The 16,268-nt window shown below is 73.0% G+C and carries 14 protein-coding genes and 2 pseudogenes; 9 read left to right on the top strand and 7 right to left on the bottom strand.

Annotated features, from left to right (window positions below):
- Positions 1–50: 50 nt before the first annotated feature.
- Positions 51–1,949, bottom strand: coding sequence for an amino acid adenylation domain-containing protein (locus ACIQOU_RS00395; protein WP_401532591.1), 1,899 nt, complete (start codon positions 1,947–1,949; stop codon positions 51–53).
- 580 nt (positions 1,950–2,529) lie between these two features.
- On the opposite strand from ACIQOU_RS00395, the gene ACIQOU_RS00390 reads away from it, so the two are divergent.
- The 4 genes from ACIQOU_RS00390 (at position 2,530) to ACIQOU_RS00375 (ending at position 7,645) form a co-directional block, all read left to right on the top strand.
- Positions 2,530–4,281: a PP2C family protein-serine/threonine phosphatase gene (locus tag ACIQOU_RS00390; protein WP_401532590.1), complete on the top strand. Its 1,752-nt coding sequence runs from the start codon at positions 2,530–2,532 to the stop codon at positions 4,279–4,281.
- A gap of 202 nt (positions 4,282–4,483) precedes the next feature.
- Entirely contained in the window at positions 4,484–5,524 is a 1,041-nt protein-coding gene (locus ACIQOU_RS00385; RefSeq protein ID WP_401532589.1) for an iron-siderophore ABC transporter substrate-binding protein, read from the top strand.
- 19 nt (positions 5,525–5,543) lie between these two features.
- On the top strand, positions 5,544–6,593 hold the full coding sequence (locus ACIQOU_RS00380; protein WP_401532587.1) for a FecCD family ABC transporter permease: 1,050 nt from the start codon (positions 5,544–5,546) through the stop codon (positions 6,591–6,593).
- A complete protein-coding gene (locus ACIQOU_RS00375; protein WP_401532585.1) occupies positions 6,590–7,645 on the top strand; it encodes a FecCD family ABC transporter permease in 1,056 nt (351 codons plus the stop codon). The genes ACIQOU_RS00380 and ACIQOU_RS00375 overlap by 4 nt, the downstream gene beginning before the upstream one ends.
- Before the next feature lie 109 nt (positions 7,646–7,754).
- On the opposite strand, the gene ACIQOU_RS00370 is transcribed toward ACIQOU_RS00375, so the two are convergent.
- Complete coding sequence (locus ACIQOU_RS00370; protein ID WP_401532584.1) at positions 7,755–8,423, bottom strand: response regulator; 669 nt, start codon at positions 8,421–8,423, stop codon at positions 7,755–7,757.
- Positions 8,420–8,548: a hypothetical protein gene (locus ACIQOU_RS00365; RefSeq protein WP_401533657.1), complete on the bottom strand. Its 129-nt coding sequence runs from the start codon at positions 8,546–8,548 to the stop codon at positions 8,420–8,422. Before ACIQOU_RS00365 ends, ACIQOU_RS00370 begins: the two co-directional genes overlap by 4 nt.
- Here ACIQOU_RS00365 and ACIQOU_RS00360 point away from each other — a divergent pair.
- Together ACIQOU_RS00360 and ACIQOU_RS00355 are read left to right on the top strand one after the other, a co-directional pair.
- Positions 8,517–8,897, top strand: a pseudogene (locus ACIQOU_RS00360) (FtsX-like permease family protein); the annotation flags it as partial. The gene ACIQOU_RS00365 and the pseudogene ACIQOU_RS00360 overlap by 32 nt on opposite strands.
- A 25-nt stretch (positions 8,898–8,922) precedes the next feature.
- Positions 8,923–9,141, top strand: coding sequence for a TauD/TfdA family dioxygenase (locus ACIQOU_RS00355; RefSeq protein ID WP_401532583.1), 219 nt, complete (start codon positions 8,923–8,925; stop codon positions 9,139–9,141).
- A 319-nt stretch (positions 9,142–9,460) separates the two neighbouring features.
- Here ACIQOU_RS00355 and ACIQOU_RS00350 read toward each other — a convergent pair whose 3' ends face one another.
- Positions 9,461–10,909, bottom strand: a complete 1,449-nt coding sequence (locus ACIQOU_RS00350; protein ID WP_401533599.1) for a SulP family inorganic anion transporter — start codon at positions 10,907–10,909, stop codon at positions 9,461–9,463.
- A 299-nt stretch (positions 10,910–11,208) separates the two neighbouring features.
- Between ACIQOU_RS00350 and ACIQOU_RS00345 the strand changes: the two genes are divergently transcribed.
- Complete coding sequence (locus ACIQOU_RS00345; protein ID WP_401532581.1) at positions 11,209–11,625, top strand: MerR family transcriptional regulator; 417 nt, start codon at positions 11,209–11,211, stop codon at positions 11,623–11,625.
- 106 nt (positions 11,626–11,731) lie between these two features.
- On the opposite strand, the gene ACIQOU_RS00340 is transcribed toward ACIQOU_RS00345, so the two are convergent.
- Complete coding sequence (locus ACIQOU_RS00340) at positions 11,732–12,682, bottom strand: SDR family oxidoreductase (protein WP_401532580.1); 951 nt, start codon at positions 12,680–12,682, stop codon at positions 11,732–11,734.
- 82 nt (positions 12,683–12,764) lie between these two features.
- Between ACIQOU_RS00340 and ACIQOU_RS00335 the strand changes: the two are divergent.
- A pseudogene (locus ACIQOU_RS00335) lies at positions 12,765–13,328 on the top strand (TetR family transcriptional regulator); the annotation flags it as partial.
- A gap of 214 nt (positions 13,329–13,542) precedes the next feature.
- Here ACIQOU_RS00335 and ACIQOU_RS00330 read toward each other — a convergent pair.
- Together ACIQOU_RS00330 and ACIQOU_RS00325 are read right to left on the bottom strand one after the other, a co-directional pair.
- A complete protein-coding gene (locus ACIQOU_RS00330; RefSeq protein ID WP_401532579.1) occupies positions 13,543–14,634 on the bottom strand; it encodes a bifunctional class I SAM-dependent methyltransferase/NUDIX hydrolase in 1,092 nt (363 codons plus the stop codon).
- 104 nt (positions 14,635–14,738) lie between these two features.
- Positions 14,739–15,296, bottom strand: a complete 558-nt coding sequence (locus ACIQOU_RS00325) for an NUDIX domain-containing protein (protein WP_401532578.1) — start codon at positions 15,294–15,296, stop codon at positions 14,739–14,741.
- Between the two features lie 302 nt (positions 15,297–15,598).
- On the opposite strand from ACIQOU_RS00325, the gene ACIQOU_RS00320 reads away from it, so the two are divergent.
- Entirely contained in the window at positions 15,599–16,231 is a 633-nt protein-coding gene (locus ACIQOU_RS00320) for a TMEM175 family protein (RefSeq protein WP_401532576.1), read from the top strand.
- The last annotated feature ends 37 nt before the right edge of the window (positions 16,232–16,268 follow it).

Below are 16,268 nucleotides of genomic sequence, written 5' to 3'. Positions count from 1 at the left end.
GGGTGGCTCCGGGGTCGAGGGGGTGTGCGGCAGACCGGTGTGCCCGGGGTTCACAGCGCGGCGTCGATGTGGCGGGCCAGCGCGGCGACGGTGGCGCCGTCGATCAGCACGGTGATGTCGAGGTCGGTGCCGAAGGCGTCGTTGGTCGCGGCGAACATGCGCAGCAGGGACAGCGAGGTGCCGCCGAGGTCGAAGAAGTCGGACTCGGTGTCGACCTCGGGGAGGTCGAGGACGGTCCGCCAGATCTCCGCGATCCGCCGTTCGGTGTCCGTGAGGTGAGGGGTCCCGTCGGTCTCGACGGCGATCGGGGCGTGGACGGTGTCGGCCGTGGGCTCGGGCAGCCGGGCGCGGTCGACCTTGCCGTTGAGGGTGAGCGGCAGCTCGGGCAGGACGAGGTACGCGGAGGGGCGCAGGTGCGGCGGCAGCAGGGTCGCGGCGCGGGCGCCGAGCCGGGGTGCGAGGTCCCGCCCGGTGAGGTCGGAGGCGACATAGGCGAGGAGGCGTACGTCGTGGTCGCCGTAGGAGTGGGCGACGGCGACGGCCGCGGAGACGGCGCCGTCGGCGAGGAGGACGGCCTCGACCTCGCCGGGTTCGACCCGGTAGCCGCGGATCTTCAGCTGGTCGTCGGTGCGGCCGAGGTAGCCGTGGTCGCCGTCGGCGAGGGCGACGACCCGGTCCCCGGTGCGGTAGCAGCGCCGTACCGTGCCGTCGGGGTCGGCGAGTTCGAGGAAACGTTCCTTGTCCAGTTCGGGCCGGTCGAGGTAGCCGCGGGCCAGTCCCGCGCCGGAGAGGTACAGCTCGCCCGGGGTGCCGTCGGGGACCGGGCGGCCGTTGTCGTCGAGCACATGGAAGGCGAGGTCGCTCAGGGGCGCGCCGATCGGGCTGATGCCGGGCACCTCGGCGTCGGCGGTGGTGAGCGGCCGGTAGGAGGCGTGCACGGTGGCCTCGGTGATGCCGTACATGTTGACCAGGCGCGGGAGTTGGTCGCCGTGGCGGGTGAACCAGGCGCGCAGGGCGGCGGGTTCGAGGCGCTCGCCGCCGAAGATGACCAACCGGAGTTCGGTGAGCGGGAGTTCGGCCCTGGCGTCGGTCTCGGCGAGCCGGGCGAACGCGGACGGCGTCTGGTTGAGGACCGTCACCCGCTCCCGGCGCAGCAGTTCGTGGAAGGCCTGCGGGGAACGGGCGGTCTCCTGCGGGACGACCACGAGCCGCCCGCCGAAGAGCAACGGCCCCCAGAACTCCCAGACGGAGAAGTCGAAGGCCGCCGAGTGGAACAGCGTCCACACGTCCCGCTCGTCGAAGCCGAACGCGTCCCGGGTGACGCCGAAGAGGCGGACGACCTGGCGGTGTTCGACCTGGACGCCCTTGGGCACGCCCGTGGAGCCGGAGGTGTGGATGACGTAGGCCAGGTCGTCCGCGCCGACGCCGGCCCCCTCCGCACCCGTGCCGGTCCCTTCCCTCTCCGCGCCGACGGCGGCCCCTGGCCTCTCCGTGCCGGTGCCGGTCCCGTCCGGCTGTGCGCCGGTGCCGGTTCCTTCCGGCTCGGCTGCGGTGGCTGAGTCGTCGGCCAGGACGATCTCGATGCCCTTCAACTCGCCCAGCTCCGCAGCGAGTTCGGGGGTGGTGACGAGGCGGGTGAGGTGGCTGTCCTCCAGCGTCCAGGAGATTCGTTCCTGCGGGGAGCCGGGGTCCACCGGGACGTAGGCGGCACCGGATTTGAGGATGCCGATCAGACCGACCGCGAGCGCGCTGGTGCGCGGGGCGAGGAGGCCCACCCGGGAACCCGGCCCCGTCCCTTTCTCCCGCAGGCGGCGGGCGAGGGCCGTGGCGCGGTCGTCGAGCGCCCGGTAGGTGAGGTCCCGGTCGTCGGCCGTCACCGCAACCCGGTCCGGGAAGCGTGCGGCGACTCCTTCGAAGAGTTCGATCAGTGTGTGTTGCCCTGACTCCACGCTGAATCCATCCTGGTCGACGGAACGTTGGGCGGCGCCGTGCCTCCCGCCGGGGCGGGCACGCGCCAGAATGTGATGCCTTTCGGACGGGCGCACCACGAAACGGACCAGGGCGTCCCGCCAATGTTCCAGGTGGGCGCCTCGGTCACGATTGCTCATCTTCATCGGGCCGCACCGGCTGCACAAGAGCGCACTTGAGTATTCCGTCTTCCCGCCCGCGCCCACGGCAATTCCAGCCAGTGGGTCCTTTTTCAACTCGGTTACAGCAAGCGGATGTTGGTACCCAATGACGTGTGGTGAGGGGTTAGACTCCTGGTGCGTGAGTGACCGATAACCGCGACCGTTTCACGCCGTTCAAAGAATGTCGCATTTCTTTTCCCGGCCGTTGAACATGTAAAGACATCAGACCGCTGCGCATTTCATTTGGTCCGGTCATTTGGTCCGGTGCGGAATGAAATTTCCGCGGCCGATAAAATGCGGGAACTGGCATGCCGGGACAGACCCGGCGGACCCGGCCCGTCCCAGGGGAGGGGCGGCGACCGAGGTGGACGAGGGGCGAGGGCCCGAAGGACGGTGGAGCATGGCGCCCGGCGAGCAGACGGAACCGGACGCCCGGCTGCGGCTCGACGCCCGCGCCCTGGCGGAGCTGCTCGCCTCGCAGCGCCGCCGGATCGGGCAGTACACGGCCCGGACGCACCGGCACCACCCGAGGGTTCTCGGCCACCGGGCGGCCGAGGAGGCCAAAAGCACCTCCGACCTGTACGCCGAGGCGGGCGCTGTCGATCCGCGTGATCTGTTCGACGCGCTGCCGCTCGCCGCGCTGCTGGTCAAGGCCGTGTGCGACGGGGCGGGCCGGGTCGTCGACTTCCACTACGTCACCCGGAACGAGGCGGCGGCGCGTTACGCGCACACGGTGATCCCGCCCCAGGCGCCGCCCCCGTGGCCGGAGCACCCGTTCTCCCTCTTCGACCGGTTTCCGAACATGGCGGACACGCCGGTGCCCCGGATGCTGCGGGACGCCCACACCACCGGGCGGCCGCAGGGCCCCGAGCCGGTCGAGTGGCACCTCCCGCTGGCGGACGGGCAGGCGGTGCGCATCCACGACGAGGTGACCGTCACCCGCTGCGGCGCCCATCTGCTGATCTCCTGGGAACGCGGCCACCGCACCCAACTCGCCCGTACCGCACAGCAGTTGGCGCGGGTGTGCTGGGCCGAGTGGAACCTCGGCGACGACTCCGCGCACGGCTCCTACGGTCTCCGGCACGTCCTCGGACTGCCCGAGGACGCCCCCGTGCCCACCCTGCCGCAGCTCGCCGCCCTCACCGCACCGCCGAGCCATGACGCGCTCTACCAGTTGCTGTACGACGTGTTCCTGCGCGGCCGGCGTGCCGAGTGCGACCTCGAACTGCGGGCCACCGGGCACGTCCTGCACTGCGTCGCCGAGCCGGTGCGGCTGCCCGGCGGGCCGGTGTGGAGCGTGCGGGCGGTGCTGAGGGACGTCACCGGGGAGCGGCACATCCGGGAGCGGGCCGCGCGGGCCGAGCGGGACGCCCAGCTCCAGCGCGCCCAGGTGCACGCCCTCGCCGATATCGCGGGGACGCTGCGGGACGCCGTTCTGCCGCATTTCGAGGGGGAGTTGAGCCCGTACGGGCTGGAGGCGGCGGCGGTGTACCGGCCGGACTCGGGGTCCGGGGTCGGGGGCGACTGGTTCAAGGTGCGGGTGCTGCCCAGCGAGCGGGTCCTCATCGCGCTCGGCGACGCGCGCGGCCACGGGCTCCAGGCGGTGACGCTGATGGCGAAGCTGCGGTACGCGCTGGCCGGGCTCGGCTTCACCGGCCGCAAGGTGGAGCAGCTCACGGCGTGGCTGAACAACGTGGCGTGCGACGACGGCGCGGAGTCGACGGCCACCGCCGTCATCGCCCGCTACCACCCCGAACGGTGCCTGCTGCGCTGGACGTGCGCGGGGCATCCGCGTCCGGTGCTGCTGCGCGACGGCCGGCCGCGCACCCTGGACGAGGCCGACGACGCCTGCGGTCCGCCGCTCGGGGTGATCCCCTACCAGCTCTACCGGGCCACGGAGACCACGCTGCTGGACGGGGACATCGTGCTCCTGTACTCCGACGGGCTGGTCGAGCGGCGGGACCACGACCCCGACGCGGACACCGCCCGGCTGCTCGACGAGGTGCGGCGCGCGGCCGAACGCGGGGTCGGCCCGGGAGCGGCCGGCCTGGAGCAGTTCGCCCAGGACGTCGTGCAGGCCCTCACCGGGCCCCAACAGACCGACGACGCCACCCTGTTGGCGTTCCGGCATCTGCACGGCACACCCGGCTAGATCTGGCGGACCCGGTCAGGACGCCAGGCATGGGCATCGTGTGCGTGAGATGTGACGCGCCGGTGTATGACGGGTGCTCACTTGGGTAGGACATGACGCCACCACTCAGATTATTTTAAGTTAGGCTCGCCTAAGTAATGAGTTGGCCAAGCCGCCCTGTGCGGTGGCTTTGTCACGTCCGCCTCCTCCCAGGGGAACAGGTATGTCTGTAGAGCCGAGCCGCTGGCCCCACCGTCTGTCGGCCGTGGCGGCCACCGCGTCGCTGCTGGTCCTCACCGCCTGCGGTGCCTCCGACGACTCCGCCACCACCTCGGGCAAGGGCTCCTCCGGGGGCGCCTTCCCGGTCACCCTCAAGAGCGCCCTGGGCAGCGCCACCGTCAAGAGCGAGCCGCAGCGCATCGTCACCCTCGGCCAGGGCTCCGCCGAGACCGCGATCGCCCTCGGGCACACCCCGGTCGGCGTCGAGGAGTACGCGTGGGGCAGCGACAAGACCGGCTATCTGCCCTGGGTCCACGAGGCGGTGAAGAAGTCGGGCGACCCGCTCCCCCAGCAGTTCACCGGCGGTGAGGAACTCGACATCGAGGCCATCACCGAACTCGCCCCCGACCTGATCCTCGCCCCCTGGTCCGGGCTCACGCAGAAGCAGTACGACGTCCTCAAGGACATCGCGCCGACCGTCGCCTACCCCGACAAGGCGTGGAGCACCGACTGGGACGAGCAGATCGGCATCATCGCCACCGCCCTCGGCACCCCCGCCAAGGGCGACGACCTGGTCAAGAAGATCAAGACCCAGCTCGCCGACGCCGCCGCCACCCGCCCGAACTACAAGAACGTCAGCTTCTCCTACATCTACACCTCGGGCCCCGGCACCCTCGGCGTCTTCAACGGCACCGAGCAGCGGGTGGAGATGGTCTCCTCGCTCGGCCTGAAGGTCGACCCGGTGTGGAAGAGGTTCAAGGAGACCGAGGGCACCGACTCCTCCCTGATCGGTCTGGAGAACGCCGACAAGCTGAAGAACAGCGACCTGCTGTTCACGTTCTACGCGGACGCCAAGAGCAAGAAGGAGATCGAGGCCCAGCCGCTCTACGCGGCGATGCCCGCCGTCCAGAAGGACGCGCTGGTGACGAGCGACTCGAACGCGTTCGTGACGGCCTCCTCGATGCTGAACCCGCTGACCGTGCCGTGGAGCATCAAGCGCTATCTGCCGCTGATCGACGCGGCCGTCGAGAAGGCCGGCAAGTAGGGGCGGCGGGGAGTACTCCATGACCACCGACACCGCGTCCGTCCCGGCGACCGCGCGCCCGGGACGGACCACCCGGCGGTCCCGTCGGCTGCCGCTGCCGGCCTTGCTGGCGGCGGCCCTCGCGGCGCTCGTGCTGGTCTGCTTCGCCAGCGTCATGTACGGCAGCAAGTCGCTGACCGCCGCCGAGGTGGGGGACGCGCTCGGCGGCCACGGCGACCTGTACGCCATCGCCGTCGTCGAGAGCCGTTACCCGCGCACGGTCCTCGGACTGCTCGCGGGCGCGGCGCTCGCCGTCGCCGGCATCCTGATGCAGGCCGTCGCCCGCAACCCGCTGGCCGAACCGGGCCTGCTCGGCATCAACACCGGGGCCGCGGCCGCCGTCGTCACCGGCACCGCGCTGGGCCTCGCCTCCGGGCAGGCGGCGATCCTCGCCTGGGCGCTGCCCGGCGCCGTCCTCACCGGCCTCGTCGTGCACGTGATCGGCACCGCGGGCACCACCGCGAGCCCGGTACGCCTGGTCCTCGCGGGCGCCGTCCTCAGCGCCGTCCTCAGCGCGTACATCCAGGCGCTGACGCTGAGCCGGCCCCGGGTCTTCGACAGCTACCGGTTCTGGGTGGTCGGCGCGCTCGGCGGCCACAGCATGGACGCGGCCCGCACGGTGGGGCCGCTCGTCGTGCTCGGGCTGCTGGTCGCGCTGGTGCTCGGGCGGGGGCTCAACGCCCTTGCGCTGGGCGACGATTCGGCCGCCGGGCTCGGCGCGCGCCCCGGCCGGGTGAAGGCCGTGGGGCTGCTCACGGCCACCGTGCTGAGCGCCGCCGCGACCGCCGCCGTCGGCCCGATCGCCTTCGTGGGCCTGGCCGTTCCGCACCTGGTGCGGGCCCTGGCCGGGGTCGACAAGCGGGGCCAGATCGCGCTGGCCGTGCTCCTCGGGCCGACGCTGCTGCTCGCCGCCGATGTCGCGGGACGGCTGCTGCTGCGCCCGCAGGAACTGATGGTCGGCGTCGTGACCGCCTTCGTCGGCGCCCCCGCCCTGCTCCTCGCCGTACGCACCCTGAAGGCCGGCCGATGACGTCCCCGCACCGCACCGCGCCCCGCCGACAGATCGTCAGGATCGGCGGCTCCGTCACCTTGCTGACCCGGCCCCGGGTGCTGTGGATCGGCGTGGCCCTGGCCGCCCTGACGCTCCTCACCGCTGTCGTCACGCTCACCACCGGACGGCTCGGCATCGCCCTGACCGAGCTGCCGAACGCCCTGTTCGGCGGGGCCACCGGCGTCGAGGCGTTCGTCCTGGACCGGCTGCGCGGGCCGCGGCTGTCGGTGGCCGTCGCCGCGGGAGCCGCCCTCGGTCTGTCCGGCGCCCTGTTCCAGAGCGTGACCCGCAACCCCCTCGGCAGCCCCGACGTGATCGGCGTCGGCCCGGGAGCCGGGGCGGGCGCCGCGCTCGTCGCCCTCTTCCTGCCGCCCGGTGTCCCCGTGGTCCTCGGCGCGCTGGTGGGCGCGGGGGCGGCCGTGCTGCTGGTGTACGTGTCGACCGGGGCCGGGTTCCGCAACCCGGGGCGGATGGTGGTGGCGGGCATCGCAATCGCCGCGATGGCCACCGCGCTGACCCAGTACGTCGTCTATGCCGTCGAACGCGATCAGGCGACCGTCCTCAGCTCCTACCTCAACGGCAGCCTCACCGCGCGTTCCTGGGACGACGCCCGGGTGATCTGGCTGGTGCTGCTGGTCGCCGTACCGGCCGCGGTCCTGCTGGCCAGGCCACTGGCGCTGAGCGAGATGGGGGACACCACGGCGGAGGCGCTCGGGGTCAGCCCGCGCCGCACCCGGGGCCGTTCGATCGTGCTGTCCGTGCTGCTGTCGGCGGGCGCGGTCGCCGCCGCCGGGCCCATCGCGTTCATCGCGCTGACGGCCCCGCAGATCGCCCGCCGCCTCACCGGCGCGAGCGGCCCGCACCTGACCCTCTCCGCGCTGACCGGCGCCTGGCTGCTCCCGCTGGCCGACCTGGCCGCGCAGCGCTCCCCGTTCCTCGCCGACCTGCCCGTGGGCATCTGGACCCTGGGCATCGGCGGCCTCTACCTGGGCAGCCTGCTACTGCGGGAGTGGCGCAAGGGAGCCCTGTGACGGCCCGGCGCCGCCAGGCCCGAAGTCGAACGGCCCGAGGTCGAACGGCCCGGCGCCGCACGGGAGTCGGCCGCCGCGACCGCTCCCGGCGGCACCGGGCTCTCCCCCGTCACGATCCCGTCGGTGTCACCAACCCCGTCTCGTAGGCGACGACGACGGCCTGGGCGCGGTCGCGGAGGTTGAGCTTGGTGAGGATGCGGGAGACGTGGGTCTTGACCGTGGCCTCGGAGAGGTGGAGGCGGGCGGCGAGTTCGGCGTTGCTCAGGCCCTGGGCCAGCCGTCCCAGCACGTCCAGTTCGCGGGGCGTCAGGGTGGCGAGGTCACGGTGGAGGGAGGGGCCCTGCGGGTCCCGGCGGGCGAACCGTTCGACGAGGCGCCGGGTGATGGCGGGGGCGAGCAGCGCGTCGCCGGTGCGGACCGTGCGGACGGCGGCCACCAGGTGCTCGGGCGTGACGTCCTTGAGGAGGAAGCCGCTGGCCCCGGCGGAGAGCGCCGCGTAGACGTACTGGTCGAGATCGAACGTGGTCAGCATGACGACCCGGGGGTCGTCCGGGGTCCCGCCGAGGATGCGCCGGGCGGCCTCCAGGCCGTCCATCCTGGGCATCCGGATGTCCATCAGCACCACGTCGGGCCGGGTGGCGCGGACCGCCTCGACGGCCTCGGCGCCGTCGGTGGCCTCGGCGACCACGTCCATGCCGTCGGCGCTCAGGATCATCCGGAACCCGGTCCGCACCAGCGCCTGGTCGTCGGCGACCACGACCCGCAGCGGTTCGTTCACATGTCCTCCAGAGGAATCAGGGCCTGCACCCGGTAGCCGCCCAGCGGGCGCGGGCCGGTGCGCAGGGTGCCGCCGTACAGGGCGAGCCGTTCGCTGGTCGCGGTGGCCAGGCTCGGGGTCCTCAACGGGGTCGTCCTGGACACCCACGAGCGCATCCGCGACCTCGGCGTCAGCAAGGCGTTCGGGATGACACCCCGGCAGACGATCACCATGGTGGTGACGTCGGTGACGCCGGCGGGGCTGCTGGGCGGGGTGCTGGGGGTGCCGATCGGGTGAGCCCTGCACGACGCGGTGATGCCGGCGATGGGCCGCAGCGCGGGCCTGAAGCTGCCGGATTCCGTGATCGCCATCTACGAGGCACCCGAACTGCTCCTGCTCGGCCTCGGCGGCCTGGTCATCGCCGTCCTCGGCTCCCTCCTCCCAGCAGGCTGGGCGGCCCGCACGAGAACGGCAACGGCACTGCGGACGGAGTGAGGGGCGGGGGCCGGACATCAGGGAGTTGCTGCCCGAGGAGGAGTGGCCGCAGTCGGTGACGTTCGCCGACGGCAGCCCCGTGCCGGCCGCGTACGTCAGGCACGTAAAGGAGACCGGCCTGCGGCTCGCGGTCGACGTCGGCTGGAACGCCGGTGACCTGCTGCTCGTCGACAACGTCCTCGTGGGCCACGGCAGGCGCCCCTTCACCGGACCGCGCCGGGTGCTGGTGGCCATGTCCGACTGACCGGGCGGCCACCCTCGACCACGGCCCGGCGTGGCCGTCGTTCACCGCTGGACGGTCGATGGCGGTCACGGCCCGGCGTGGCCGTCGTTCACCGCTCGACAGCCGATGGCGCCTCCCCCGCGCCGCGCGACGCCGTGAGAGACGGCGAGCGCGTGGCACGTCAGGCGCTGGCCCTCGGTCCGGAGGGCTCGGCGGGATTCCGGCGCCGCCCTCGCCGCGTCCGCTCCGGATCTGTCCGCCGGGGTCGCCGTCCCGGCCGACGGCGGTGCGGAGGCCGACGCGGGCCGGGCGGAGCACCCGCCGACCCACCGCCGGCCGGTCAGTTCCCGGCGGTCAGCTCCCCGCTCAGCCGTCTGTGCAGCCGGGCGCTCGGTTCGTTGAGGCCGGTGATCTCGACCGTCTTGCCGCGCTGCGCGTACTTGGTCTCGACGGCGTCCAGGGCGGCCACCGACGAGGCGTCCCAGACGTGCGTGGCGGACAGGTCGATGACGATCCGCTCCGGGTCACCCGCGTAGTCGAACCGTCCGACCAGGTCGTTGGCGGAGGCGAAGAACAGTTCGCCGGTGACCCGGTAGACGGCGGTGGTGCCGTCGGGGTCGATGACGGAGGTGACCTCGGCGAGGTGGGCGACGCGCTTGGCGAAGACGACCATGGCGGTGACCGAGCCGACCACGACACCGACGGCGAGGTTCTCGGTGGCGACCACGCAGACGACGGTGAGGACCATCACGGTGATCTCCCCGGCGGGCATCCGGCGCAGGGTCTTCGGGGCGATCGAGTGCCAGTCGAACGTCGCGAAGCACACCATGACCATCACCGCGACCAGCGCGGCCATCGGGATGTCCGAGACGACCGGCCCGAAGACCACGCAGAGCACCATCAGGAACGTGCCCGCCAGGAACGTCGACAGGCGGGTGCGGGCGCCCGACACCTTCACGTTGATCATCGTCTGGCCGATCATGGCGCAGCCGCCCATGCCGCCGAAGAAGCCGGTGACGATGTTGGCGATGCCCTGCCCGACGGACTCGCGGGTCTTGGAGGACCGGGTGTCGGTGATCTCGTCGACGAGCTGCGCCGTCATCAGCGACTCCATCAGCCCGACCAGCGCCATCGCGAGCGCGTACGGGGCGATCGTCGTCAACGTGTCGAGAGTGAACGGCACATCGGGCAGCCCCGGCAGCGGCAGCGCGGACGGCAGCTCCCCCTTGTCCCCGACCGTCGGGACGGCGATCCCGGCGGCGACCGTGACGGCGGTGAGGACGACGATCGCCACCAGCGGCGCCGGGATCACGGCGGTGACCTTCGGGAAGAACACCAGCAGCGCGAGCCCGGCCGCGAACAGCGGGTAGACCGGCCAGGGCACGTCGGTCAGCTCGGGCAGCTGCGCCAGGAAGATGAGGATGGCGAGGGCGTTGACGAAGCCGACCATCACCGCGCGCGGCACGAACCGCATCAGCTTCGCCACCCCCAGCGTGCCCAGCACGATCTGGAGGACCCCGGCCAGGATCACGGTCGCGACGAGATAGCCGAAGCCGTGCTCGCGGTTCATGGGCGCGATCACGAGGGCGACGGCGCCGGTGGCGGCGGAGATCATCGCCCGGCGGCCGCCGACGACCGAGATGGTGACGGCCATGGTGAACGAGGCGAACAGTCCGATCGCGGGGTCGACACCGGCGATCACCGAGAACGAGATGGCCTCGGGGATCAGCGCGAGACCGACCACGAGACCGGCGAGTATCTCGGTGCGCCAGACCTTCGGATCACGCATCCAGTCGGGCGCGAGAGCGCGCAGCCGGGTGGCGGGGGACAGAGCGGGGGAGGACAAGGGAGCGACAACCTGTTCGTGCTCGGGCGCGCCCGGGGAGCGGGGGAAGGACGCGGCGGACGGCGGGCATCGGGGACCCACCCGGATACGTCGCCGGGGGCGGCATCGGCCCCGACACGGCGGTGGACGGCCCGCACGGCCGTCCGGCAACGCGAACAACCCTACCCTAACGTTAGGGTAGGGATCGGCGGCCGGACGAGGCTCCGGGGCCGCCCGCGGACGAGAGAGGCCTGAACAGGGACGTGAACGGCAAGCACATGCAGATCGGCGAGGTCGCCGCGCGGACCGAGCTGTCTCTGCGCACCATCCGGCACTACGAGGACACCGGTCTCGTCGTCCCGTCGGCGCGCTCGCAGGGCGGGTTCCGCCTCTACACCGAGATGGACGTGGCCCGCCTGATGGTGATCCGCCGGATGAAACCGCTGGGCTTCAGCCTGGACGAGATGCGGGCCCTGCTCGCCGCCACCGACCGGCTCGACTCGGGCGCCGACCTGCCGCCCGAGGAACACGCCGAACTGCTGGAACGGGTCCGCGGTTTCGAGGCGGCGGCCCAGCAGCGCGTCGCCGACCTGCGCGTCCAACTGACCCGCGCGGAAGAGTTCGCCAGCCACCTCCACGCCCGCCTCCCCCACCCCCCGGAGCAGCACCGGCCCGCGTGACAGACGGCACTGGTCTCCTCGGCAGGCCCGCGCACGGCCACGAAGGAGGGGCAACGGCGGTGAGGGCGCCGGCCGGGGCAGGGCCTGGTCGGCGCCTCGCCGTGCGTCATGCCTTGCTGTCGGTCTTCTTGAAGTAGTGCGCCTCGGCGTCCTTGAAGTAGTGCCCCTCGTCGAGGTCGGCGAGCAGGCCCTGTCGGGTGGGCTGCCAGCCGAGGAGTTCACGGGTGAGGGCGCTGGAGACCGGGGCGTCCACGCCGATGAACCCGGCGAGCGAGGCGAACCGCTCCGCCGCCTGCTCGGGGGCCACGGAGACCGCCGGCACCCCGAGGTGGCGGCCGATCACCTCGGCGACCTCGCGGATCGGCACGCCTTCCTCGGCGACGCCGTGCAGCACCGACCCGGCCGGCGCCTTCTCGACCGCGAGCCGGAACAGGTGCGCCACGTCGATGTGGTGGACGGCGGGCCAGCGGTTGGCGCCGTCACCGAGGTATCCGGCGGAGCCGCTCTGCCGGGCGAAGTCGACGAGCATGTGCATGAAGCCGCCGTCGCCGTCGCCGTGGCAGGTCGGGGGCAGCCGCACCACCGACGAGCGGACGCCCCGCGAGGTGAGGTCGAGCACCGCCCGGGCGGTGGACATCCGGGTACCGACCGGGCCGGTGGTCGACGGCATGTCCCGCTCGGTCGCCGGCTCCCCCGTCTTGAGCCCGAGCGTGCCGGAGGCGAGGACGAACGGCCGGTCGCTGCCGACCAGCCCCTCGGCGAGGGCGTCGACGGCCAGGCGGTCGGCCTGGGAGGCGGCCTCGAAGTTCCCGGGGCCGGTGAAGGCGATGTCGTGCTTGAAGGCGAGGTGGATCACGCCGTCCGAGTCGGCGGCCGCCGAGCGCAGGAGGCCGAGGTCGTCCAGGGTGCCGCGGACCGACTCGGCACCGGCCGCGGCGAGCGCGGCGGCGGAGGTGTCGGACCGGGCGAGCCCCACGACCTGGTGGCCCGCCCCGAGGAGGTCCTGCACGAGGGGAGTGCCGATCCAGCCGGACGCGCCGGTCACGAAGATACGCATGAGGGTTCCCAACGATCGATGTCAGTGACTGACATCAAACGTAGCACCGATGTCAGTCACTGTCATCGCGTACGATCTGACCATGGGTAGATGGGAGCCGAACACGCGTCAGCGCCTCGCGACGGCCGCGTTGGAGCTGTACTGCGAGCGCGGCTACGAGCAGACGACGGTCGCGGAGATAGCCCGACGCGCGGGGCTGACGGAGCGGACGTTCTTCCGGTACTTCGCGGACAAGCGCGAGGTGCTGTTCGACAGTGCGGGCGCGCTCCAGCAGGAGTTCGCCGGCGCGGTGACCGGGGCGCCCGCGGCCGCAGGCCCGATCGACGCGGTGCTGGCCGGTCTGGAGGCGGTCTCGACGCTGTTCGTCGACCGCAAGGCCTTCTCCCGGCAGCGGCAGGCCGTCATCACCGCCACCGCGACCTTGCGGGAACGCGAGCTGATCAAGCTGGCCGCCCTCTCGGCCGCCGTCGCCGACGCCCTGCGCGCACGCGGCGTCCCGGACCCGGCCGCGAGCCTCAGCGCCGAGGCCGGCATCGCCGTCTTCAAGGTCGGCTTCGAACGGTGGATCGCGGAGGACGGGGAACGCCCGATGGCCGACCTGATGCGCGAGTCCCTGGCCGAACTGAGGGCGGTGACGTGCGGGGCGGGGGACGGAGGCGCCTGCACGAGCATCGCCCACGGCGGGCGCCCGGCGGGGGCGACAGGGTCGGCCGGGTCAACTCGGGCTTCGAGCAACGTGAGTTGAGGGGCCAGTCGGACATCGGCGGGCCGACCGGGGCTCGCGGTCGGCCCGGTTGAGGGTGGACGGGGTCGAACAGGGCTGCCGCCGCTGCCAGTTCCGGGGCTGACGGCCCTGTCGGTCAGGGGCTGCCCGGGTCCGGTGCCTCCGTCGGGGCGATCGGATAGCGGTGGACCGGCGGGACAGCGGGGAGTACGCCGGGCCAGATCGTGTCGATGACATGGGCGCTCGGCGTGAACAGGGGCTGCGCGAGGTCGGCCAGGTCGGCGACGTCGTGCCATTCCCAACGGCGGATCAGATGCGGCTCCGTGACGACCGGTCGGCCGGTGTGGGCGGTGACCCGGACGGCCGCCGTCATCCGGGGGATGCCGTGCACGGAGTCCATGAGCAGCGCCGCCAGTCGCGCGTCGGCCACCTCCGCCACCAGCCCGGTCTCCTCCGCCAACTCCCGCACGGCCGTGGCCCGGAAGTCCTCCCCCGCGTCGTTCTTGCCGCCGGGCAACTCCCAGACCCCGCGCACCGACCAGCCCAGCAGCACCCGCCCGCCCGCGTCGGTGACGACGACTCCCGCGCCGGTGAGGGCGTGCGGCGAGGGGCGCCCCTTGTCGGCGCAGGCGGGGCGCGCGAGGTCGGGTTCCCTCGGGTCTCTCAGGAAGAGAACGGCGAGTCCGTCGGCGTCGTGGCGTTCGGTGGCCGTCCAGCCCGCGCGGAGCAGGTCGATCTCCGCCTCGTCGAGGGCGATGTGGCGGCGGTCCTCCGGGACGGCGGCCACGACCGGGGTGATGACACAGAGGACACCGCCGGGGCGTAGGCGTTCGCGGAGCCGGTTCAGGACCCGGGTACGGTCGTAGACGAACGCCCAGCTGAGCCGGAACACGATCAAGTCGTAGGCGTCGTGGGGGAGTTCGGCGGGGTCGTCGCGCTCGATGTCGTGGACGCGGTAGTCCACGCCCGGCGATTCGAGGTGGTCACGGTGGCCGGTGCGGGCGCGGTCCAGGGCGGTGGCCGCGCAGTCGACCGCGTCCACCTGATAGCCCGACTGGGCCAGGTGCCGGGCGAGTTCACCGAGTCCGCAGCCCACGTCCAGGGCGCGTCCGTCCTCGGGGGCCGGGGCGTGCCGGGCGAGGAGCCGGCGTTCGGTGTCGTCGAGGGGGCGGAAGGTCGTGCCGTCCGCGTAGTGCCTGGCCCACTGGTCGGGCGTGAGGTGCTTCATCCGGGGTCTCCTTGGCGGCGTGGCCGGGGTGCGTCGGGAACAAGGGTGCCGGGGGCGCCGAACGCCGGGTGCGGTCGGCGCACGGCGCCCCCTCCAGGGCTCCCCTAGGGCATCGGCCCCTCGGCCCCCACCCCGGCGATCTGGGCGTCGGCCGCCGCCCAGGTCCGGTCCGGGCCCGGGCGGTGGGCGACCGGGTCGCCCGGGTGCTGGAAGTGCGTGACGACGTGGGCGCCGGTCAGGTACCCGTCGAGCCCCGCCCAGCAGTAGGCGACCATCGGTTCCGGCAGCGCCGCCGGGCCGAACCAGCCCATGCCGTCGCACCGGTCGGGCTCCATGATGCGGGGCTCACCCCGCCAGCGCCGGGTCTCGAAGAAGACGCCGATCCGGGCCACACCGCCCGGCGCCCGGTGGTGGACGGTGACCGCCGCCCGCAGATCCCCGCGCCCGACGACCACGCCGGTCTCCTCCCGTGTCTCCCGGATCACCGCGTCGGCGACGTCCTCGTGCGGTCCGTCCAGCCGCCCGGACGGCAGATGCCACAGCCCGGACGCGTACACAGGCCCGGCCCGGCGCGAGAGCAGGAACTCGGGCGCACCGGCGCTCCCCCGCCGCAGAATGACATGCACATCGACCGGAACGGCATACTCCGCCCGCCCCCTCACCGGAGCACCCCCGCACGCCGAGCCGGGGACGCGGAGGCGGAGACGAGCACGGGCACGAGCACGGGCGCGAGGGCGGACTCGGCTGCGGGCGCGGACGAACGCTCCCCCGCCGCACCGCCGTCGAGACGGCGCCCGCTCCTCCCGCGCCCGATCCTCCCGCGCCCGGCGCTCCCGCACCCCGGGCTCCCGCACGCGCCCCCGTCCGCCCGCGCCCCCGCGCAGGTCGCCCCCTGTCGTCGGCGGCGTGCCCGCAGAAGGGCTAATGGGTGGGCGGCTCCGGGCTCGGCGCCCAGGCTGGGCGGGTGAACGAGAGCGAGGGGGGACCCGGGCCGCGGAATCTGGCGCGGCTGATCGCGTTGTCCGACGGGATCTTCGCCATCGCGATGACGCTGCTGGTCCTCGACATCCAGGTCACCGGCGATCTGGACGACGCCGGTTTCCGCCGCATGCTGCACGCGCTGCTGCCGAACATCGGCGCCTACGTGCTGAGCTTCGCGATCCTCGCCGGTTTCTGGCGCGACCACCGGCGCATCCTCCAACTCGCCGACCGGGTCGAGGGGTTGTCGCTGCGGTTCGCGCTGGCCGGGCTCGGTGCGATCGCGTTGCTGCCGTTCCCGACCACGCTGTTGTCCGAGTACGCCTCCCAGTCCCTCGCGGTGGCCCTGTACGCGGGCACCGTCCTCGTTATCGACCTGCTGCAACTCGCGATGCTGTGCACCATCCGGCGCGAGCGGCGCGTGTCGGGCGCCGGGGCGCGGCACGCCGAGCGGGATGTCGTCACGGGTCTGGTCGCGAACGTGGTGGTGTTCGGCGCCACCGTTCCGATCGCGTTCGTCTCCGCGCGGGCGGCGCTGTGGAGCTGGCTGGTGCTGATCCCGATCGGGGTCGTGCTCAGCCGTCGCGCGCGGGCGCACACCCGCGCCGACGCCCGCTGAACCGTCGCCGGGGGCCGGGACAGGGGTGGGTTTCATG

This window comes from Streptomyces sp. NPDC091279, assembly GCF_044757465.1.
Taxonomy (GTDB): domain Bacteria; phylum Actinomycetota; class Actinomycetes; order Streptomycetales; family Streptomycetaceae; genus Streptomyces.
This window is presented reverse-complemented; position numbering and strand designations above follow the sequence as displayed.